Origin of the sequence: Flavobacterium panici (assembly GCF_024499525.1) — a bacterium.
Classification (GTDB): domain Bacteria; phylum Bacteroidota; class Bacteroidia; order Flavobacteriales; family Flavobacteriaceae; genus Flavobacterium; species Flavobacterium panici.
Window position 1 is genome coordinate 4044350 of record NZ_CP100437.1, and the last position, 24584, is coordinate 4068933.

General features: G+C 36.1%; 12 protein-coding genes. 10 read left to right on the forward strand and 2 right to left on the reverse strand.

All coding sequences use genetic code 11. From position 1 onward, the window contains the following. Positions 1-5: 5 nt before the first annotated feature. The 9 genes from NLJ00_RS17045 (at position 6) to NLJ00_RS17085 (ending at position 17173) form a co-directional block, all read left to right on the forward strand. Positions 6-1631, forward strand: coding sequence for a RagB/SusD family nutrient uptake outer membrane protein (locus NLJ00_RS17045; RefSeq protein ID WP_256634692.1), 1626 nt, complete (start codon positions 6-8; stop codon positions 1629-1631). A 29-nt stretch (positions 1632-1660) separates the two neighbouring features. After that, positions 1661-2782, forward strand: a complete 1122-nt coding sequence (locus tag NLJ00_RS17050) for a SusE domain-containing protein (protein WP_180857795.1) — start codon at positions 1661-1663, stop codon at positions 2780-2782. 61 nt (positions 2783-2843) lie between these two features. Beyond that, complete coding sequence (locus NLJ00_RS17055; protein ID WP_256634693.1) at positions 2844-4028, forward strand: glycoside hydrolase family 76 protein; 1185 nt, start codon at positions 2844-2846, stop codon at positions 4026-4028. Positions 4029-4155: 127 nt separating this feature from the next. Further along, a complete protein-coding gene (locus NLJ00_RS17060; protein ID WP_256634694.1) occupies positions 4156-5964 on the forward strand; it encodes a glycoside hydrolase family 2 protein in 1809 nt (602 codons plus the stop codon). 6 nt (positions 5965-5970) lie between these two features. Next, positions 5971-8268, forward strand: coding sequence for a GH92 family glycosyl hydrolase (locus tag NLJ00_RS17065; protein ID WP_408611652.1), 2298 nt, complete (start codon positions 5971-5973; stop codon positions 8266-8268). Between the two features lie 40 nt (positions 8269-8308). After that, a complete protein-coding gene (locus NLJ00_RS17070; protein ID WP_256634695.1) occupies positions 8309-9739 on the forward strand; it encodes a glycoside hydrolase family 125 protein in 1431 nt (476 codons plus the stop codon). Between the two features lie 32 nt (positions 9740-9771). After that, positions 9772-11952 carry a GH92 family glycosyl hydrolase gene (locus tag NLJ00_RS17075; RefSeq protein WP_256634696.1) on the forward strand — a complete coding sequence of 727 codons (2181 nt, stop codon included), beginning with the start codon at positions 9772-9774 and terminating at the stop codon, positions 11950-11952. 66 nt (positions 11953-12018) lie between these two features. After that, a complete protein-coding gene (locus NLJ00_RS17080; RefSeq protein WP_256634697.1) occupies positions 12019-13977 on the forward strand; it encodes a glycoside hydrolase family 97 protein in 1959 nt (652 codons plus the stop codon). Positions 13978-14470: 493 nt separating this feature from the next. Then, positions 14471-17173 carry an alpha-L-rhamnosidase gene (locus NLJ00_RS17085; RefSeq protein ID WP_256634698.1) on the forward strand — a complete coding sequence of 901 codons (2703 nt, stop codon included), beginning with the start codon at positions 14471-14473 and terminating at the stop codon, positions 17171-17173. An 84-nt stretch (positions 17174-17257) separates the two neighbouring features. Here NLJ00_RS17085 and NLJ00_RS17090 read toward each other — a convergent pair whose 3' ends face one another. Further along, positions 17258-20452 (reverse strand): glycoside hydrolase family 2 TIM barrel-domain containing protein, encoded by a 3195-nt coding sequence (locus tag NLJ00_RS17090; protein ID WP_256634699.1) that lies wholly within the window; start codon positions 20450-20452, stop codon positions 17258-17260. A 41-nt stretch (positions 20453-20493) separates the two neighbouring features. Beyond that, entirely contained in the window at positions 20494-22980 is a 2487-nt protein-coding gene (locus NLJ00_RS17095) for a beta-glucosidase (protein ID WP_256634700.1), read from the reverse strand. A 212-nt stretch (positions 22981-23192) separates the two neighbouring features. Here NLJ00_RS17095 and NLJ00_RS17100 point away from each other — a divergent pair, with 212 nt between their 5' ends. Continuing rightward, entirely contained in the window at positions 23193-24509 is a 1317-nt protein-coding gene (locus NLJ00_RS17100; RefSeq protein ID WP_256634701.1) for a sugar porter family MFS transporter, read from the forward strand. The last annotated feature ends 75 nt before the right edge of the window (positions 24510-24584 follow it).

Below are 24584 nucleotides of genomic sequence, written 5' to 3' on the forward strand. Positions count from 1 at the left end.
TCAAAATGAAAAATATATTTAAACACATAAAATTCATACCATTAGTATTCTTACTACTGGTAAGCTGCGAAGATCTTGATCTTGCACCAGAAGATCGATTTACAGATTCTAATTACTGGACAAGTGTAGAAAAAGCGCAATTGATGTTGAATACAGCTTATTCGCAAATGCAAAAAAGCCAGTATTTCTTTTATAACGAAGCACTTTCTGATAATGCCTACAACGGAAGAGGTGATAATGCAGGTGCAGCATCTATTGGAGCAGGACTTTACGATCCTTCTTTAGGAAGAATAAAAGAAGAATGGAACGACAGATACGGCGGAATTAAATCCTGTAATCTTTTATTAGAAAATATTGACAGAGTTCCAAATGCAGATCCGGGTGTAATTACAAGAATGAAAGCAGAAGCCCGTTTTATAAGAGCATTTCAGCATTTTCAGTTAACAACCTGGTTTGGAGATATTCCTCTTTTACAAAAAGATCCGTCTCTTACAGAAGCAACTACAATTTCGAGAACGTCACATGCAGAAGTAATTCAGTTTGTATTAGATGAATTGAATGCTGTAATTCCGGCATTGCCAAAAAACACACAGCTTGCCACGGCAGACAGAGGAAAAATCACAATGGGAGCTGCTGTAGCCTTAAAAGCAAGAGTACTTTTATACGAAGGAAAATGGCAGGAAGTAGTGCAGACATTAGAACCATTTTTAACAAATACTTACGGAACATACAGTTTGTTCCCTTCTTATGAAGGTCTTTTTCAGCAGCAAAATGAGTACAATAGCGAAGACATTTTGAGCTTACAATATGTACCAATAGACAGAACGTGGGGTGAGTTTTTTGATATGGCGCCAATTTCTGCAGGTTCAAGATTAAATGCCCTTGCTCCAACACAGGAATTAGTAGATAGTTATTTAATGCTTAACGGAAAAAAGATCAACGAAACAGGTTCAGGATACAATGAAAATAATCCTTATGTAAACAGAGATCCAAGACTTACTTATACAGTAGTTTACGATCAATACAACTGGAAAGAAGCCGATGGAAGTTCACACATTATTTACATCAAACCGGGATCTTCTCCAACTAATGAGCATCCAGATGAATTTGCGCAAGGTTCATCATCAACACCAACGGGTTATTTTACACGTAAATATTACGATGTACAACACGGAACTGATTTAAAATCAGGAATCAACCTAATGTTGTTTAGATATGCAGATGTTTTATTGATGTATGCAGAAGCTAAAAATGAGTTAAGCCAAATGACGAGCACAGTTTGGGATCAGACTATTAAACCAATTAGATCTCGTGCAGGTTTTACAGATGCAGCAGCTTTAAATTATAATGCCGCATTAGGACAAGCCGGACTTAAAGAAGTAATTAGAAACGAGCGTCGTACAGAATTTGGAATGGAAGGCTTAAGAATCTTTGATATCAGAAGATGGAAAATTGCCGAAAATGTTTTAAACGGATATGCACACGGAGCCAAATTTGGAGTATCGTCTGTAGACAATGGTTACTTAAGAGTGAACTTAAGAACTTTTGATCCCGCAAAGCATTATTTATGGCCAATACCAAGAGACGAACGTTTGATTAACACCAATTTATCTCAAAATCCAAACTGGTAAAAACTAACTAACAACCTAAAATAAAAAACATGAAAAATATATATTCAAAATTAGTATTAATACTGTGTACAGTATTTCTTGTAAGCTGCGATAATGACGAAATGAGTCATACTAATGTAAGCGCAGTAAATACTCTTTATTCTCCGGCAAATAATAAGTTCTTTGATCTTAACGCACAAAGTTCTGCGGTTTTTGAATGGGAAGCAGCTAAAGCAGAAGACAACGGAGTGGTGCTTTATGATGTGGTTTTTGATAAAGAAAACGGAGATTTCTCTAAACCAGTTTACACAATGCCATCTGATGGTAACGGATTTCAAAAAACACTAACGCTTTCTTTTTCAGATTTGAATAAAATTGCAGGATTAGCAGGTATTCCAACTGAAGCTGTCGGGAAATTAAAATGGACAGTTCATTCGTCTAAAGGAATTAATGTTCAAAAATCAGCAGCATCTGGTATTTTCGAAGTGCTTACAGCAAGCGGATTCCCAACTCCAGATCAGTTGTTTATTACAGGAACAGGTTCTGAAAACGGAACAACAGTTGCTAATGCTCAGGCTTTCAAAAAAGTAGGAACAACCAAATTTGAAATTTACACGAAGTTAAGTGCAGGTACTTACAAATTCATTACAACAAAAAATGGTACTCCGGTAGTTTACTATGTTGATAACGGAAAATTAAAAGAAAATGGTGAAACCACTGTTACTGGAGATGCAAAAGTGTATAAAATTGTACTTGACTTTAGTACAGGAGTAACAACGATGACAGAGATTAAGAAAATCGAATTATGGTTCCCTCCACTTAGCCAGTACCTTTTTGAATATACATATGCAGGCGGCGGAATCTGGAAAGCAGCTAACAAACACATTTCTTTCAAACAAGAATCTTGGGGTAGAGACGAGCGTTACAAATTCAAATTTACAGTGGTAAACGGCGCTGCTACAACTGAAGAATGGTACGGAAGTATAAACGGGGACAACAACAGACCAGATGCAAATACAGCAGCATCATTCTGGTACATGGTTCCGGTAACAAGTGATTTCTGGAATAACTGTTTCAAATTTGCCTCTGCAGTAGACAATGCTAACGTAAATGCAGAAATTAATTTCAGTGCAGCTTCACCAGCTTACACACACAGTTTCACAATTCTATAAATAACCCAAACGTCTCTTAAAGATGTTTTTTAAGAGACGTTTTTATTAAACGAAATATATCATGAAAAAATTATTTTCAACACGTTATACGGCCTTATTGCTTTGCGTAGTAGGATTTGGGTTATTGTCTGTCTCTTGTGATGATGAAGCAATTCCGCTGCGTGACCCAAACGGACAAACAGGCCCTGAATTTAAATATACATGGGCTCAGACAGCCGATTCTTTACAGCTTTCAACCTACAATAATTACCTGGGATCAAACGGGACATTTGTACAAAACAATGCCGGAAACAGTACATTCAATTATTGGCCAAATGCACACGTTCTGGATGTTTTGGTAGACGGTTATTTAAGAACCGGGAATGACAATTATAAAACCAAAATGAAAGCTTTGGTACAAGGAATCAAAATTAAAAACGGAAACAATACCTACAACAATGTTTTTAATGATGATATGCTTTGGCTTGCTAATGCCTGCGTTCGTGCTTACAATGCAACAAATGATCAGGAATACAAAGACGTAGCAGACTTTTTATGGGAAAGAATAAAACTAAGCTGGAGTGATGTTTTTGGAGGAGGAATTACCTGGAAACAAGATACACCAAAACAAAAGAATGCCGTATCAAATGGTCCGGCCGTAATTCTTGCCCTAAGATTATATGAAATAGATAATGATCCGGATGATTTAGTTTGGGCAAAGAAAATTTATGCATGGCAGAAAAGCAATTTAGTTGATCCGGTTTCGGGAGCAGTTTGGGATAATATTTCAGAAGTAAACGGAGCAGTCGTAACCAACAAAGACTGGGTTTTTACCTATAACATGGGAACATGGATTGGCGCAGGTTTAAGATTGTACAAAGCTACAAATGAGCAGACTTATCTTGACGATGCCGTAAAATCCGGAAGAAATGTTTTAACCAATCCAAAATTACTTTCAGAAGGACTTTTGAGAGACGAAGGACAAGGCGACGGAGGATTGTTTAAAGGTATTTTAGTACGCTATTTTACAGAACTTATAGAACAGCCAACCATCAACTCTACAGATACAGAAAAATTTGCCTCATTTCTGAAATTTAATGCAGAATCATTCTATAAAAAAGGAATTTTAAGACCTACAATGCTTTCCGGAAACAATTGGAAAGTAGCGCCGGCAGCAGGAGCAAGCGTTGATTTAACGACTCAGCTGAGCGGTGTAATGTTAATAGAAGCAGCTGCCAAGCTGGATAAAGATGGCTTTTTTGATTAATTAGTAAGTTAGTATTTGTTAGTAATTTTTGTAACACCTGAAGGAAATAAACAGCCTTCAGGTTTTATACTATTTAGCCATTCAACAGAAAAGCAGTTCTGCAATTTCAAAAAAATAAAATATTATAATGAAGAATAAAATCACAATTATATGTTTTCTTTTGGTAAACCTTGCATCCTTTGCACAATGGAAACCACAAGGAGATAAAATCAAAACAAAATGGGCAGAACAGGTAGACCCAAACAATCCGCTTCCTGAATATCCCCGTCCTATAATGGAAAGGAATCAATGGAAAAACCTTAATGGTTTATGGAACTACGCCATACAACCCGCAGGACAAACAGCGCCAAAAGGCTACGAAGGAAAAATACTCGTTCCTTTTGCTGTTGAATCAAGCCTTTCGGGCGTAATGAAAAAGGTAGGATCAGAAAACGAATTATGGTACGAAACCAATTTTACAATAGACAGCAACTGGAAAAGTAAAGACATTTTACTGCATTTTGGAGCTGTAGACTGGAAAACAGAAGTTTGGATTAACAACGTAAAAATTGGAACGCATACCGGCGGATATGTTCCTTTTAGTTTTAATATAACACCTTTCCTAAATGGAAAATCCCAAAAACTGGTTGTAAAAGTTTGGGACCCAACAAGCGACGGAACACAGCCAAGAGGAAAACAAGTTAAAAATCCGGAAAGTATCTGGTACACACCCGTAACCGGAATCTGGCAGACCGTTTGGTTGGAACCAGTTAGAAAAAAACACATTACCAATTTAAGAACAACACCAGATATTGACCGCAATACCATCAATATCAATGCAGAAGTAGAAGGAACTTCAGCAGGCGATATTGTTGAAATTACAGTATTCGACGGAGCAAAAACAATTGCAGTAGAAAAAGCAGTTGCAGGTCAGCCGCTAGATATTGTAGTGAATAACCCAAAATTATGGTCGCCTGATTCTCCATTTTTATATGATATCAAAGTAAAATTAATCAGCGGAAGCAAAGTAACCGACGAAGTGAAAAGCTATTTTGCAATGCGTAAAATTTCTTCAAAAAGAGATGATAAAGGCATTGTGAGAATTCAGCTGAATAACAAAGATTGTTTCCAATTTGGACCTCTTGATCAGGGATGGTGGCCTGACGGATTATATACCGCACCAACAGACGAAGCTTTAAAATATGATCTTGTCAGAACTAAAGAATTAGGTTTTAATATGATCCGCAAACACGTAAAAGTAGAACCGGCAAGATGGTACACACATTGCGACAGAATGGGATTTTTAGTATGGCAGGATATGCCAAACGGAGACGATGGTCCAATTTGGCAAATGCATAAATACTTTGAAGGAACAGAGCTAAAAAGAACAGCACAATCTGAGGAAACATATAAAAAAGAATGGCGAGAAATAATGGATCACTTGTATTCTTATCCAAGTATTGTAGTCTGGGTTCCGTTTAATGAAGCCTGGGGACAATTTAAAACGGTTGAAATCACAGAATGGACAAAAAATCATGATCCAAGCAGATTAGTAAACTCATCAAGCGGCGGAAACCATTTTCAAACCGGAGATATGTTAGACATTCACCATTATCCAGAACCCAACTTAAAATTGTATGACGCACGCAGAGTCACAGTTTTAGGTGAATACGGCGGAATTGGACTTCCGGTTACCGGACATTTATGGCAGACAGATAAAAACTGGGGCTACACTCAGTTTAAAAATAATGACGAAACAACAGCCAAATACAGAGAATACGCGGAACAGTTAAAAACATTAGCAAAAGTTGGTTTTTCGGCAGCAGTTTACACGCAGACAACTGATGTTGAAGGCGAAGTAAACGGTTTTATGACCTACGATCGTAAAGTTGATAAAATGAATTTTTCGGAAGTAAGTAAAATAAACAAAGAAGTCATTAACGCTATTAATAATTAAGTTTTGATAAAAGACAGATATAAACTTTTTAGCTTATTTGCGTTATTTGTTTTTACTCAAATCAATGCGCAAAATGTAACAGTATGCGAATCTAAACCTCCGGTAGATTGGGTAAATCCATTAATAGGAACAGATTCTGATTACGGAGTTTCAAACGGAAATACCTATCCCGCAATTGCAATGCCGTGGGGAATGAATTTCTGGACACCACAAACTGCCGGAATGGGCGACGGCTGGGCGTATACCTATAAATCAAGCAGAATAAAAGGTTTCAAACAAACCCATCAGCCTTCGCCGTGGATGAATGATTACGGTCAGTTTTCGATAATGCCCGTTACAGGTGCATTAAAATTTAAAGAAGAAGAAAGACAAAGCTGGTTTTCGCATAAAGCAGAAATCGTAACGCCATATTATTACAGCGTTTATTTAGCAGATCATAATGTAACAACCGAAATTACGCCAACAGAAAGAGCAGCCAGATTTAGGTTTACATTTCCCGAAACAGATCAATCGTATGTTGTTGTTGATGCTTTTGATAAAGGATCGTATGTAAAAATAATTCCGTCAGAAAGAAAAATTATCGGTTTTACCACTAAAAACAGCGGCGGAGTTCCGTTAAATTTCAAGAACTATTTTGTTATCATTTTTGATAAAGATTTTGAAGTACATTCTACCTTCAACGGAGATATTTTAGGAAATGCTTTAGAAATGCAGGCCGATCACGCCGGAGCCATAATTGGTTTTAAAACAAAAGCCGGAGAAAAAGTAAACGCTCAGGTAGCCTCGTCATTTATAAGCTATGAACAAGCAGAACGAAACCTGAAAGAAATTGGAAAAGACGATTTTGACGAACTTAAAGAAAAAGGAAAAGAAATCTGGAACAAAGAATTAAGCCGAATAAAAGTAGAAGGCGGAACACAAGACCAAATGGGAACTTTTTATTCCTGCTTGTACAGATCGCTTTTGTTTCCAAGAAAATTTTTCGAATTTGATAAAAACAAAAAACCAGTGCATTACAGCCCTTACAACGGAAAAGTTTTGCCCGGTTATATGTTTGTCGATACCGGTTTCTGGGATACTTTTAGAGCATTATATCCTTTCTTAAATTTAATGTATCCGGAATTGAATGCCCAAATGCAGGAAGGACTTTCAAACGCATACAACGAAAGCGGATGGCTGCCGGAATGGTCAAGTCCCGGTTTACGTGATATTATGGTGGGAAACAACTCCGCATCAATCGTATCTGAAGCTTATTTAAAAAGCGGAAAAGGAAATAAATACGATATCGAAAATTTATACAAAGCCGTAATTCATGGCGCAAATAATGCCGGTCCGCTAAAAGCAGTTGGACGTGCAGGAGTAGATGCGTACAATACTTTAGGTTATGTACCTCAGGATATTGTAAATGAAAGTGCCGCCAGAACATTAGAATATGCATACGATGATTTTGCGATTTATCAATTGGCGAAAGCCCTGAACAAACCGCAGTCAGAAATTGATTTGTATAAAAAGAGAAGTTTAAATTATAAAAACCTTTTTGATCCGAAATACAATTTAATGCACCCAAAAAACAGCGACGGAAAATTAATGGAACCTTTTGATCCTTTTCAATGGTTTAACGGATTTACCGAAGGAAACAGCTGGCATTATTCATGGTCTGTTTTTCACGACGTACAAGGTTTAATTAATTTAATGGGCGGAAATCAGGTATTTGTTTCACAATTAGACAAAGTATTTTCGTCGCCGCCTGTTTTTGCAACATCAAACTTCACTGCCGGAGTAATTCATGAAATGCGAGAAATGCAGATTGTAAATATGGGACAATATGCACATGGAAACCAGCCAATTCAGCATATGATTTATCTTTACAATTATGCAGCAGAACCGTGGAAAGCACAATATTGGGTAAGAGAAACCATGAACAGAATGTACCACGCAGCGCCAGATGGGTATTGCGGAGATGAAGATAACGGACAAACTTCGGCCTGGTATGTATTTTCTTCTTTAGGTTTTTATCCCGTTACTCCCGCTTCAGATCAATATGTTGTTGGAGCGCCATTGTTCAAAAAAGTAACAATCGAATTGGAGAACGGAAAGAAAATAGAAATCAACGCACCGGAAAACAGCAATCAAAACAGGTATATCAAAGACATGAAATTCAATGGAAAAGCATACACAAAAAACTGGTTAAGCCATTCTGAATTGATGAATGGGGCAACACTAGATTTTGATATGTCCACATCGCCAAATTTAAACAGAGGAACCAGTAAAGAAGACGTTCCATACTCATTAACAAACGAATAATAAAAGGTTTAGACCTTTATAATTTTAAAATATACAACAAATGCAAAGAAGAAAATTTATCCAAAACGCGGCATTATTTGGCAGTTTAGCCCTTATCGATCCAATGGAAATTATTGCAGGAACTAAAATGGTCAAAGATTTCCCTATTGTGAGGGTTGCAAAAGGTAAAAGGAATTTTGAAAGTGATTTTATCGAAAAAACAATCGCAGAATTTCAAAAGAATGTAAAAGACAAAGAATTGGGCTGGTTATTTAATAACTGTTTCCCAAATACACTTGACACGACAGTAACCTTTTCACAAAAAAATGGAAGACCAGATACGTACGTAATTACCGGAGATATTGATGCGATGTGGCTTAGAGACAGTTCTGCGCAAGTATGGCCGTATATGGCTTTTGCAGGAAAAGATACAAAACTAAAAAACCTGATTGCCGGCGTTATAAACAGACAAACTGAATATATCCTGAAAGATCCGTATGCCAATGCATTTTACAACGATCCCAACAAAAAAGGAGAATGGACAACCGATCACACCGATATGAAACCGGGCGTTCACGAAAGAAAATACGAAATAGATTCACTTTGCTACCCAATTAGATTGGCTTATAATTATTGGAAAAATACCGGAGACACCTCTCCATTTGATGAAAATTGGGTAAAAGCCATTAAAACAACATTAAAAGTATTTAAAGAACAGCAGCAAAAAGACGGAAAAAATCCATACACGTTTCAAAGAACAACACAATTTGCAACAGATACAAGACCATTAAAAGGTTACGGATATCCGGTGAAACCAGTTGGTTTAGTGTGTTCGGCATTTAGACCAAGTGACGATGCAACCGTTTTTTCTTTTCTGATTCCTTCAAACTTTTTTATTGTAGCCAGTATGAAACAAGCTGCAGAAATGTTGGAATCCATTAAAAAAGATACCGCTTCTGCACAGGAATTAAGAGCTTTAGCACAAGAAGTCGACAAAGCTATTAAAGAATATGGAGTAGTGAAACACCCAAAATACGGTGATATTTTTGCATTTGAAGTAGATGGTTTTGGAGGTCATTTATTGATGGATGACTCCAATGTGCCAAGTTTATTAAGCCTTCCGTACTTAGATGCCATTGATGTAAACGATCCAATTTATCAAAACACAAGAAAATTTGTCCTTTCAGAAGACAATCCGTTTTTCTTTAAAGGAAAAGTTGCCGAAGGAATTGGAGGGCCGCACGTAGGTATGGATATGATCTGGCCAATGTCATTGGTTATGAGAGCTTATACAACATCAGACCAAAATGAAATCAAAGAATGCATCAAAATGTTGAAAGCATCACATGGCGATACCGGATTTATGCACGAATCTTTTCATAAAGACGATGCTAAAAATTTCACCAGATCATGGTTTGCCTGGACAAATACCTTATTTGGTGAACTATTATGGGACACGTATCAAAAAAATCCAAAATTACTGGAGCTATAACTTATTTGTAAAACGTTTTAATTTTATATAAAATGATAAAATTCAACAAGAATATCGTTCTTGCAGCCCTTTCCATATCATTTTTTGGCTATAATGCGGCGGCACAAAAACCGGGCGGCGGACTTGCAAAAGGAAAATATACAGCTTTGGTAAATCCGTTTATTGGAACTGCACCTTTATTAGACACCAAAATAATTGGGTATACACCGCCGGCAGATATGCGCGTATGGGCAGGATTAGTATTTCCGGGATCATCAGTTCCCAATGCAATGGTTCAGTTAAGTCCAATGACAAAATACAGATCTGGTGCAGGATATGAATACGAAGACACCGAAATTTTAGGATTTACACATACTAATAAAGGACATTGGAATTTATGCCATATTCCACTTTTACCTGTTTCAGAAGGAGCGTCATTTCCGTATAAATCATCGTTTAGTCACGATCAGGAAAAAGGAAGTCCGGCGTATTATGAAGTCTATTTAAAAGATTATAATGTACAGGTAAAATTAACGTCAACATTGCGCTGTGGTATTCACGAATATACTTTTAAAAACAACAAAGGACGAAAAGTACTTTTTGATTTAGGAAGAGCCAATAATCACGTAGACGACTGGCAGATTAAGCAGGAAGGCACAAATGCCGTAAGCGGTTTTCAAAGAACCGGAGGCGAAAAAATATATTTCTACGCCACTTTAAGCAGTCCAATTGACAAAGTAGATATCAAAGATATCGCTAAAAGCAACGGTTATGCATTGGTAAACATTAAAGACGGTGACACAAAACCCGTAACAGTAAAAATCGCTTTATCATTTGTGAGCGTAGAAAATGCAAAAGAAAATTTAAAAGCCGAAGTTGGGGATAAAACCCTGACTAAAGTTTTTGAAGAAGGAAGCACACAATGGGAAAACCTGCTTTCTAAAATTCAGGTAAAAGGCGGAACAGAGCAGCAAAATGTAATGTTTTACAGTATGTTGTACAGATCGTTTTTATGGCCTGCCTTACGCAGCGACGTAAACGGACAATTTACAGATGAAGCCGGAAAAGTTAGAAAAGAAAACTACCATTATTACACACTTCCATCATTATGGGACGATTACAGAAATAAACTCGTTTTATTAAGTATTTTTTCTCCGGAAGTTACCAGCGACGTAATCAGTTCCATTATCAACGAAGGAGAAATTAAAGGTTTTATTCCAACATTCTTTCACGGAGATCACGCCGCATCATTCATTGCAGGTTCATATATGAGAGGAATCAGAAATTACGATGTTAAAAAAGCATACGAATTATTGCTGAATAACGCTTATAAAGAAGGCGGAACAAGACCTCATATTGCAGAATATATTGCAAAAGGATATGTGCCGGAACAAAATATTAAAGATCCAAAGATAGAAACCGTAGCAAATGCCGGCGTTACAAAAACGTTAGAATATGCATATGACGATCACGCGCTTTCCTTATTAGCCAAAGAACTGAACGATACAGAACATTACAATGATTTGGTAAAACGTTCTAAAAACTATGCAAATGTATTTGACAAGTCGACCACTTTTATGAGAGGAAAACTGGCAGATGGTTCTTGGGTTACACCATTTAATCCGGAGTTTCCGTATTACGAATACATGTACAGAGAAGCAAATGCATGGCAGGTTTCCTTTTTTACGCCACATGATATGCCGGGATTAGTAAAGCTTTACGGAGGTGCAAAACCTTTTGAAGCAAAACTCGACGAATTGTTTACTAAACCCTGGAATCCAAATTATATTGCCTGGAACATTTCTGGTTTTATTGGGCAATATTGTCACGGAAATCAGCCGGATCATGAAGCTCCGTTTTCATATTATTTTGTAAATAAACCAGAGAAATCACAGCAAAGAATAGACGAAATATTAGAAACGATGTACGGAATTGGTCCTGAAAAACTAGCTATGAGCGGTATGGATGATGCGGGCGAAATGTCTTCGTGGTATGTGTTTGGAGCACTGGGACTTTACCCGTTATCTCCCGCCGATCCTGAATATATTGTAACCGTTCCTATTTTTAAAGAAGTTTCGTGGACAACGCCGGCAGGCAAAAAAGTAACCATTAAAAATCCAAATGGAAAAAGAAATCTGGAAACGATTAAAGTAAACGGTTCTAAAATCGACGGTTATTTTATCTCTCACGATTTGTTTAAAAATGGCGGTGAAATACAACTTACAACAAAATAACAGCATTTTATAAATAAGAAATAACGTCCCATTTTCGTGGGACGTTATTCATATAAAAACGTTTTTATGAAAAATATAAAATTATTTACGTGCTTATTATTGCTTTTGGGTATTTCAAATGTGCATTCGCAGCAAACTAATTTTGAAATCACATCGCCAAACGGAGAATTAAAAGTTTCGGTTAATTTGAGTGATAAAATTTATTATTCAATTACAGCAGGAAACGAAGTTTTAACCTCAAAAAGTCATTTGGCTTTAATTCTCAAAGATGAAACTTTAGGTTTAAAACCAAAATTAAGCGGAAGCAAAACAGGAAAAATAAAAGAAGAAATTAAACCCGTAATTCCGCTGAAATTTTCATCTGTTTCTAATAATTACAATTATTTATTGCTGAATTTTAAAGGAAACTATTCAGTAGAATTTAGGGTTTTTGATGAAGGAATTGCATATCGGTTTATAACCGCGAAAAAAGGCGAAATTGAAGTAGTAAATGAGGATTTTGCAGTTAATTTCCCGGACGATTATGTACTGCATTTACAGCAGACAGGAAATTTTAAAACTTCTTATGAAGAAGCCTATTCACAAACGACAGTCAAAGATTGGAAACCTTCAGATAAAATGTCAACACTTCCCATTTTAGTTGATACAAAAAAGCAATACAAAATTCTAATAAGTGAATCTGACCTTTCTGATTACGCAGGAATGTTTTTAAAAGGAACAGGAACTGGAGTTGTATCGACTTTTCCAAAAACACCTTTTGAATTTGGCCCAGACGGTGACCGAAGCCTTAAAATCCTTAAAGAAGCCAACTATATAGCAAAAACACAAGGAACAAGAAATTTACCGTGGCGTTATTTTGTCATTACAAAAAATGACAAACAGCTGATTGAAAACACAATGACACTGAAACTAGCTCCAAAAAGTGAACTTAAAGACGCATCCTGGATAAAACCCGGACAAGCAAGCTGGGAATGGTGGAATGGCGCAACGCCTTATGGCCCGGATGTTAATTTTGTTTCAGGATATAATTTAGATACGTATAAATATTACATCGATTTTGCCTCAAAATTTGGCATAAAATATATCATTATGGATGAAGGCTGGGCAAATAACACAGAAGATCCCTATTCGCCAAATCCAAATGTAAATGTTCAGGAACTTATTCGCTACGGAAAAGAAAAGAAAGTCGGCATCGTATTATGGCTTACTTGGCTTACAGTAGATAAAAATATGGAGCTTTTTAAAACCTTTAAAGAATGGGGAATTGCCGGCGTAAAAATTGATTTTATGGATCGAAGCGATCAGATAATGGTAAATTATTATGAAAAAGTAGTAAAAGAAGCAGCCAAATACCAAATATTTGTAGATTTTCATGGCGCTTTTAAACCGTCTGGTTTAGAATACAAATACCCAAATTTAATTTCCTACGAAGGAGTAAGGGGAATGGAACAAATGGACGGCTGTAAACCAGATAACAGTTTGTATTTTCCTTTTATGCGAAATGCAGTCGGCCCAATGGATTACACGCCGGGAGCAATGATCAGCATGCAGCCGGATGTGTACCGATCTGAAAGACCAAATTCGGCAAGTATTGGAACAAGAGCATATCAGCTTGCTTTGTTTGTGGTGTTTGAAAGTGGTCTGCAAATGCTGGCAGATAATCCAACGCTTTATTATCGCGAAAAAGAATGTACCGATTTCATAACTTCTGTTCCAACAACTTGGGATGAAACCAAAGCATTAGAAGCCAACGCTGGACAATACGCAATTGTAGCCAAAAGAAAAGGCACAAAATGGTTTATTGGCGGTATTACAAACAGTGCTGAAAAAGAACGTTCTTTTGAAATAAAATTAGATTTTCTAACGTCAAAAAAATACAAAATAACCTCATTTGAAGACGGAATTAATGCCGGATATCAAGCCATGGATTACAGGAAAAAAAGTACTGAAGTCAGTAAAAATGATGTCCTGAAAATCAAAATGGTTAGAAATGGAGGCTGGGCTGCAGTTTTAGATGAGATTTAGAACTAACGAAATTTTTGAAAGATATAGTTAATTTTTAATTGTCTGTTTAGTCCCTAACGGGACAAAATGAATGCGGGCATAATATATTTCTACCGATATATAATCCCTAACGGGGATAAACTAGTTTGGGCGTTTGTATATTGTTACTGATATAAAATCCCTACGGGATAAAGCAAATAAAATGTTGCATAATTTTTTGTAAACATTTCAATCGATTGTGTGCTATCCCGTAGGGATCTAATATCGGTAGAAATATATCAATGCCCGTAATTATTTTGTCCCGTTAGGGACTAAACAAATAGTCTTGAAGTAAATACAATTAAAAAAAATAATTAATTGCGGTTTTATCCGAAAGGGATTTTATATGTGGAGCAATATGATAAGACTAGTTTATCCCGTTAGGGATTTAATATCGGTAGCAAACATCAATTACCGCAATTATTTTGTCCCGTTAGGGACTACACCTTTAAAACGAATCAAAAGAAAAAAACGAATGATAATACAGAATAAAAAAATTAATAAAACAACATATCTGTTTTTCCTTTTTCTGTTAATGAGTTTAGCAGGCCATTCGCAAACGCCTGTAAATCTCAAATGCGAACATTTGGTAAATCCATTAGGAATTGATGTACAACAGCCCAGATTTTCCTGGCAGTTAAACGGTAGCAAGAATAATGTATATCAAACCGCATATCAAATAGAAATTGCCACAGATTCATTTGCTTTAAGCAAAGAAAAAGCAATCATTTGGAATACCGGAAAAGTAATTTCATCAGATATTTTAATCTCTTATAAAGGAGAATCCCTAAAATCTTTTGCAACCTATTTTTGGAGAGTAAAAATTTGGGATCAGAATAACAAAACGCAAATTTCAAAAATTCAGCGTTTTGAAACCGCCATGATGCAATCCAGTGATTGGAAGGGAAGCTGGATTTCAGATTCACATGATGTAAATTACAAACCTGCGCCGTATTTCAGAAAAGAAATTTCTACAGCAAAAATTATAAAAACAGCTCGTGTTTATGTTACAGCCGGAGGATTATATGAGTTTTATGTAAACGGAAAAAAAGTTGGAAACCGAATGCTCGACCCAATGTTTACAAAATTTGACAGCCGAAATTTATATGCCACTTTAGACATTACAGCCGATTTACAAAAAGGAAAAAATGCTTTTGGTATTTTGTTAGGAAACGGCTGGTACAACCATCAATCGACTGCCGTTTGGAAGTTTGATAAAGCAATTTGGAGAAATCGTCCGCGTTGTTTGGTAAACATCAGAATTACCTATTCTGATAATACAACCGAAACAATTGTAACCGATGAAACATGGAAAACAACAGATAGCCCTGTAATTTTTAACAGCATTTACACAGGCGAACATTATGATGCCCGTAAAGAAATTACAAACTGGAACAAACCTGATTTTGACGATAGCAATTGGAATAAAGCAATAGTTGTAAAAGCACCATCATCAGATTTGGTTTCTCAGCAATTGCATCCTATCCGGGTTACCGCTCAGTTAAAACCAACAAAAATTAATCGGGTAAATGATACTTTAACCGTATTTTCATTTCCGAGAAATATTGCAGGAACCGTTCGTTTTTCGATAAAAAATGCAGCTTCGGGAACTATTTTCAGAATAAAACATGCAGAACGTTTGTATCAAAACGGAATGGTTGATCTTTCTAATATCGATTTACATTATCGTCCTACAGACAATTCAGATCCTTTTCAAACGGATATTTATATTGCAAAAGGAAATTCTAATGAAAGCTTTTCTCCAAAATTTAATTACAAAGGATTTCAATTTGTAGAAATAACCACAAATAAACCTTTTAAATTAAATGAGGATTGTCTTTTAGCTTTGGAAATGCACAGCGACGTTCCTTCTGTCGGAAAAATAAAAACTTCAAATGAGGTTTTTAATAAAATTTGGGAAGCTACAAACAGCAGTTATTTGGCCAATTTATTTGGTTATCCAACCGATTGTCCGCAGCGCGAAAAAAACGGGTGGACAGGAGATGCGCAAACCAATGTAGAAACCGGATTATATAATTTTGACGGCATTACGATTTACGAAAAATGGCTTGCAGATCATCAGGATGAGCAGCAGCCAGACGGCGGAATTTCTAACATTGTCCCAAATCCTGGAGCTTTTGGATATGAATTTGCAACGGGTCCCGACTGGACGAGTTCGATTGCGATTATTCCGTGGAAAATATATGAGTTTTACGGAGATTCCAGTTTGCTGAATAAGATGTATCCCAACATCAAAAAATATGTAGATTTAATTGATAAAAAATATCCAACAGGTATTACAGATTGGGGATTAGGCGATTGGGTTCCTGTTAAAAGTCAAAGTTCTAAACCGCTTACTTCAACAATTTATTATTATGCAGATGCTTTGATTTTAGCCAAAACAGCAAAACTATTAGGAAAAACAAGCGATGCCGAACACTATTTTAAATTAGCAGCAAAAATTAAAACGGCATTCAACCAGCAGTTTTTTAATGCGTCGACAAACTTATATGCGAGCGGAACACAAACCGAATTATCGGGCCCGCTTTATTGGGGATTAGTTCCTGATGAATTCAAACAAAAAGTAGCTGATAATTTGTATAAAAAAGTGCAGGAAACAAACTTCCATCTGGATGTTGGTTTATTAGGAACAAAGTCTTTACTAAATGCGTTAAGCGAAAACGGTTATGCCGATGCCGCTTATAAAATTGCTTCACAGGAAGATTTTCCTTCGTGGGGTTATTGGATAAAAAACGGGGCTACAACTTTGTATGAAAACTGGCCGCTGCATGTCGAAAAAAACGACGCATCTTTAAATCATATTATGTTTGGAGAAATAGGAGCGTGGATGTACAAAGGATTGGGCGGAATTTTTCCAGATGAAAATGCACCGGGTTTTAAGCACATTCTATTAAAACCAAATTTTGTAAACGGACTTGATTTTTTTGAATCGGAACACATATCTCCTTACGGCAAAATTGTATCAAACTGGAAACGGGAAAATAAAAATATACTGTATCAAGTCATTGTTCCGCCAAACTCCAATGCGAGTTTTTATTTAGGCAAGAACAGCACTTTTACTTGTAATTCAAAAGATATCATCGTTACAAATGAAGGAATATATAAAGTGATTCAGCTTAAATCTGGTTCTTTTTCTTTTAAAATTACTGAAGAATAAAGACTTTAGATTCTATTTTAAAAAAAAAACCATTAGTACGATTTACTAATGCTTTTTTTATTTCTGGTTAACGAATTTAAAATCTTATTTCGAATTCAAATCAATTTCATAATTAAACGAAGTTGCTTTTGCATACACCAAATATTGTTCTAAAGGTTTTGGTCCGCATCCCCACGAACCAACGCCTAACGTTTTATGCGAAATACACAAAACAGTTCCTTTACTTTTAGGTAAGTCTATTTTATATTCTACATTTTCCATTTCTTCATCACTGTAGGGCAGCGCAGCAACCTGCAGTAAATCATCACCTTGCTTGATCGTTAATCCCAAACCATTTTGAGATTTTATATTTGCCCAGCGTACATCTTCGTGATTTCCGGCTTCCATAGGTTTTTCATAAGGCGTTAATTGTTCGTTTACAGAACTGTAATAATGACCAACATCAAAACCGCTTTTTCGATCAGGATAATTTTCCATTGGTCCGCGTCCTAAATAATCAAATTGGTTTAAATCTTTATCTAAAAACAAACGAACACCAATTCGGCCTAAAATTAAATTGGGATCATTAAAACTCACATCATTCGTGACTTTAATAGAACCGTTTCCGCTAATGGTATAAAAAACGTTGTGTATTACTTTAAAGTTTTCTTTGCCCGTTCCGGTTAAAGTCGCTTTGATTTCAAAACTGCCGCTTGATATTTTTTGCGTTTTTATGTTGCTTGCTGTCCATTTAATGTTTTGTAAACCATATTTATCCCAATTTTCATAAGCCCACATATCGTCTTTTCTGTGCGGTGCGCGCCATAAATGTAAAAGCGGTCCTCCATTTTCCTGCAAAAGATTTTTACCGTTTTTTTCAATTTTAGAAAACGTTCCTTTGTTTTTATCAAACTCAATTTTAAAATCACTTCCAATAAGCTGAATAAAGTTTTTACTGTTTTTTACAGATAAATCTGCTTCTGCAATATGTTGTAAAATTGGCGGAATATTTACCGGAAGTTCAAATTGCTGCGAAGCTACTTCAAAACCTTTACTGGCCCATAATTCATCTTCGGCAAGAGCAAATGAAATCCGTAAGAAATATTCTGAACCCGGTTTATACAAAATATCTAAAGGGATTTTGATCTCTTTTTCTTCACCAGGATTAATAGAACCGGTTTTTAGATTCCCTGAAGCTCTTAAATTGCCATCTTGCGTTAATTCCCATGTAGCAGTAAGACTGTTTAAGTTCTTGGTTTCGTAACGGTTTTTAATCGTGAAAAGTCCATTTTTACTGTCTTTATCTACAATCGTAATCCATTGATACGCATGCTTTAATTCCGGATAATGCGGTTTTAATGATCTATCGGAAAAAACAACACCTTTATGAATAAAATACTGATCGTTTGGATATTCGCCAAAACCACCACCAAAAGCCGTTATAGGATGTTTAGGATCACGATTATTATAAATTCCCTGATCCTGCCATTCCCAGATAGCACCGCCAAGCAAAGCCGGATATTTATCAAATAAATCATTGTAGATATCTACAGATCCCATCGAATTAAACATGGCATGCGCATATTCACATAAATAAAATGGTTTGGTTAAAGAGGCATCGTTAGCATGTTTTTCTAAATTAAAAACATCCGTATACATTTGGCTGTCAATATCTGCCGGATTATTCAACGCAATACCAAAACCTTCATAATGAGTAGGTCTCGTTGGATCAATTTCCTTAATTGTTTTTAGAGCCGTTCTGAAGTTTACACCGCCCGTTCCGTTTTCATTTCCCAAAGACCAGATTAAAACCGAAGGATGATTTTTAAAATTTTCAGTATTCGCCACATTTCGATCAACAATTGCCGCTTTCATTCGCGGTTCATCATTAAATTCATTCATTGCGCCGTGACATTCTACATTGGCCTCGGCAACTAAATAAAGGCCATATTGATCGCATAATTCATACCATCGCGGATCATTAGAATAATGGCTCGTTCTCACATGATTACAATTGGCTTGTTTAATCAAAAGAATATCTTTTATCATTTGTTCTTCTGTAACCGCATGACCGTCGTCCGGCCAGTTTTCATGGCGATTAACACCTTTTAGTTTTATCGCTGTGCCATTTACAGTAAATAATCTTCCTTTAATTTCAATTTTTCTAAAACCTGTTTTTGATGATAAAGTTTCGATTGTATTTTTTCCTTCTTTTAAATTAATTACAGTGGTGTAAAGAGCAGGTGTTTCTGCAGTCCATTTTTTAGGATTGCTGACATGAAAAGTTATATCAACCGTAATTTCCTGACCGGGTTTCAAGGCCGGAATATTTTTCTTTCCAACAGCTTTAGTCACAGGGTTTTCTCCATCATAAAGAGCAGCTTCAATTAAACGAGGTTTTGTTGCTGTATTTCCATAGTTTTTAATTTTTGTTGTAACCAAAACATCGGCATCTTTATAATTTTTATCCAGATTAGTTTTGATGAAATAATCTCGAATATGCTGCTGAGGCGTACTCCAAAGCGTTACATTTCTAAAAATTCCGCTTAATCGCCACATATCCTGATCTTCTAAATAACTTCCGGTTGTAAAACGATATACTTCAACAGCAAGCGTGTTTTTTCCGGCAACAAGATATTTTGTTAAGTCAAATTCTGCGGCATTACGGCTGTTTACGCTGTAACCTACTTTTTTTCCGTTTACCCAAATAAAGAAACCGGCATCAACACCATCAAAAGTGATTAAAATACGTCTTCCTTTCCAGTTTTCGGGAACAGTAAAATCACGGCGGTAACTTCCCACAGGATTTCTTTCATGAAAAGCCGTAAATTTTTCAGGAGGCGTGCTCATAACTTTAGGGAAATCTTTTTGAAAAATATAATTGTAATTGCTGTAATAAGGCGTTCCGTAACCTTCAATCTGCCAGTTTGAAGGGACTTTTATTTCCTTCCATTTCGATACATCATAATCTGTTTTGTAAAAGTTTACCGGACGTTTTTGCGGCCAGTCGACCCAGTTGAATTTCCACATTCCGTTTAAACTTTTACTAAAAGTTGAAGCGTGTCGGTTAGCAGTAAGTGCTTCTTTGAGTGAAGCATAAGGCATTAAGGTTGCATGAGCAGCTTCTTTATTTATGCCAATGTTTTCCGGATCTTCAATTTCTTTTGGAACTTTGGCAGTATCCTGAGCAGAAAGGTTTTGTTCTAATTTTTGAAAGGCAAAAATTGAATTTTGGTTCAGGATCAGAATTAAAAATAATAAAATTTTGGAAGCTTGATTTTTTAATAATGGTGGCATCATAAATTTAAAATTTCGGTCATTAGTTATCATTATGCTGTTTATTAATTTAAAGTAATGGTTTCTTTTAATCGAATATCTTTTGATGACGCACCAATTAAAATTTCAAACTCTCCTGCATCATAACCAAAATCTTTTAGAGCTGTTTTGTAATACGAAAAAGCACTTTCGTCCAGCGTTATTTTAAACTCTTTGGTTTGCCCTTTTTTCAGAAACATTTTGCTAAATCCTTTTAATTCTTTCACAGGTCTTTCGACTGGAGAAACAATATCGCGAACATATAATTGTGCCGCTTCAGCACCATCTGCATTTCCTGTGTTTTTTACCTTAAAAGTAACATTAGCAGATATTTTGCCCTCGTTTTGCTGTAAGGAAACTTTAAGATCGCTGTATTGAAAACTCGTGTAAGATAATCCAAAACCAAAAGCAAACTGCGGTTCAATATTATTTTTATCATAATGTCTGTAACCTACAAATAAACCTTCTTTGTATTGCACTCTTTTATCATTATCGGTATCATAATAATTGTTGTAAGTGGCATTGTCTTTCCAGTTTTTTTCGAAACTTACCGGAAGTTTTCCACTTGGATTTATTTTTCCCAGTAGAATATCTGCTAATGCCGCACCGCCTTCCTGCCCGGCATAAAAAGTATGAACCAGACCTTTAATGTTTTGAAGCCAGTTTTGCATATACACATTTCCTCCGGCGTTTAAAACCACAATAGTATTAGGATTTGCTTTTGTAACCACTTTTATCAATTCTTCCTGAGCTTCCGGAAGTTCAAAAGGTCTTTCATCTCCTTCATGCTCAATCTGCTGATTAAAACCTACGCAAAGAATAGCAATATCGGCTTCGGAAGCTAGTTTTATAGCTTCGTTGAAATTTTCTTCTTTTGGTTCAAACCACGCAAATGTTATGGAAGCATCTCCGCTATTTTCATAATATTCCAGTCTTACTTTGTATTCTGTATCAGCATTTAAAGTAAGTTCCGCATTTTTTTCGATAGGGCCGTGGTCACTCCAGTAATCCAGTACAATTTTATCGTTGATAAATAAGCGATAGCCATCATCGCCTCGAACAGCAAATTTATAAACAGCAGTTTTTGTTGGTTTGATAACGCCTGTCCATCTTACAGAAAAATTATCCTGACCCATTCCGATAACATTTGGAGTCTGAACCCACGAAAAATCGACAATTTTATCCTTTCTTACTTCCAATGGAATTCCTGATAAATCTTTATTATTGAAATATTCTGCTTTCAAACCAACAGTTTGAGAACCCGGTTCTAAATAAAAAACAGATTGTTCAGATAAGGCATTCAAACTCGGAATTCCCATTGCATACGTTACAGTGCTATTTTTTGCAGCAGTTTTAAATCCGTCATAATACGTACTAAAATGAAAAGGTTCTGTTTGAGAACTTCCACCGCCTGCATTAAATGAATTGGCATTTGGCCCGATAAAAGCAATTTTTTTAGTTTTTGCGGGATTTATAGGAAGAATGTTATTCTCATTTTTTAGAAGAACAATTCCTTCCTGAGCTATTTTTAAAGCAGCTTTGACACTTTTAGGATCATCTTTCGGAATACTTTCGTCGGTTTGTTTTCGGTCAAAAAAACCGTAGCTGAAACAAACTCTTAAAATTCGTGAAACCTTATCATTTAAAGTTGTTTCCTGAAGTTCACCACTTTTTAAAGCGGGCAGAAGTAATGTTGGAAGCATATGTTCATCACCCGGCATTTCGAGATCTGTTCCGTTTTTAAATGCTGCAATTCCGTCATGAACGCCGCCCCAGTCAGACATTAAAATGCCGTCGAATTTCCAGTCTTTTTTTAGAATATCTAAATTCAAATGCGCATTTTGCGAAGTGTGTTCGCCGTTTAGCAAATTATAACTGTTCATAACTGCGCCGACTTTTGCTTTTTGCACAGCGGCTTTAAAAGCAGGCAGATAAATTTCCTGAAGAGTTCGTTCATCAATATCCGAAGAAACAAAATTTCGATCATATTCCTGATTGTTAGCGGCAAAATGTTTTACGGTTGCCACCACACGCTGACTTTGAACCCCTTTTATATAATTAACGGCTAACGCTGCTGAGAGAAACGGATCTTCTCCCAAATATTCAAAGTTACGTCCCGTCATTGGCGCGCGTGCAATATTTACGCCAGGCCCTAAAAGAAAATTGATACCTCTGGAACGTGAATCCCTTCCTAATGCAACGCCCAGATCGTAAACCAAACTGGTATTCCATGTGGCAGCATTCATTACGCTGGCAGGGTAGGCAGTGCTTTTTCCGTAGGATTTAGTTCCTACAGGGCCGTCACTCATTTTAAATTGTGGAATTCCTAAGCGTTTGATTTCTTTGGTATACATCCAGTTGGTACCGTTTATGTAATTTACTTTTTCCTCCAGCGTCATGCGGCCGAGTAAATCTTTGACCCGCTCTTCAACGGGCGCTTTGGGGTCTTTGTAGACTTGTGCATTCAAGGCAAATGTTGTGGTTAACAAGCCTATGATAATTGTTTTTTTCATGTGGTTTATTTTGCGGTTGTAGTTTTTAAGTTTTGTTGAATAGCAATTTTTTGATTTTGAAAAATTAAACATTTAATAATTTAATAAAAATACTAAAACGTTTTAGTATTTGAAAATATTTTTTTTACATTTGATAAAAAATTATGTGATTTTTTTTAGTTACTATAGTTTTTTGTGAGTTTTTATATGGATGATACTAACAAATACTTATTATGAATAAAATACTATTATGGTCTGTTACCGCCGCATTGGCCGGTTTTTTATTTGGTTTTGATACCGTTGTGATTTCTGGAGCAGATACTAAACTGCAGGAATTATGGCATACATCTGATGTTTTTCATGGTTCTGTTGTCATGGCAATGGCACTTTGGGGAACGGTTGTGGGTGCTATTTTTGGCGGAATTCCCACGAACAAATTAGGACGTAAAAAAACGCTGATCTGGATTGGTATTTTATTCCTTGTTTCGGCAATAGGTTCTTCGTTAGCAAATGACCCGTGGACTTTTGCTTTCTTTAGATTTTTAGGCGGATTGGGAATTGGCGCATCAACTATTGCGGCTCCGGCTTATGTTTCTGAAATTGCTCCGGCAAAAGACAGAGGACGATTGGTTTCGCTGTATCAGTTTAATATTGTTTTAGGAATTTTAATGGCGTTTTTGTCTAATTATTTACTGCGCGATGCAGGAGAAAATGCCTGGAGATGGATGATTGGAATAATGGCTTTTCCGGCATTTTTTTATACGATTGTAGTATTTACAATTCCCGAAAGTCCACGTTGGCTTTTATCAAAATCAAAAATAACCGAGGCAAAAGCAGTTTTAGAAAAAATAGATCCTACAGCCAAAATTGAAGATTTACTGCACGAAATGCATTTGGGAAACGACAGTGACGATAAAAAAGGCGAAACCATATTTCTAAAGAAATACCGATTTCCGTTGCTATTAGCATTTTTGATCGCTTTATTCAATCAATTTTCGGGTATAAATGCTTTTTTATATTACGCTCCAAGAATTTTTGCAGAAGCAGGTTTGGGCGAAAGTGCCGCTTTAATGAGCAGTGTAGGTATCGGAATAACCAATTTAATATTTACACTTTTTGGTGTTTTTTTAATTGATGTTTTAGGAAGAAAAATTTTGATGTACATAGGATCAATAGGCTATATAATTTCCTTAGGGTTGGTTGCTGCAGCATTTTTCTTTAAGTGGGAAGGTCTGCAGGTTCCAATTTTTCTGTTTTTATTTATAGCTTCACACGCCATAGGACAAGGTGCGGTAATCTGGGTTTTTATTTCAGAAATCTTCCCAAACCATTTAAGAGCCAGCGGTCAGGCATTTGGTTCCTCCACGCATTGGGTTTTGGCTGCTATTATTCCATCGATGATTCCGTTTTTATTCTCCACGATTGGAGCAGCCGCCGTGTTTTTGATTTTCGCCATTATGATGGTTTTCCAGTTGTTTTTTGTCATTTTCATGATGCCGGAAACCAAAGGAAAAACGCTGGAAGAACTTCAGGAAACAATTTTGAAGTAATTATTAATTGTGAATGGTTAATTGTTAATTATGAGAAACCATATAATCATTAATCATTAACCATTCACAATTAAC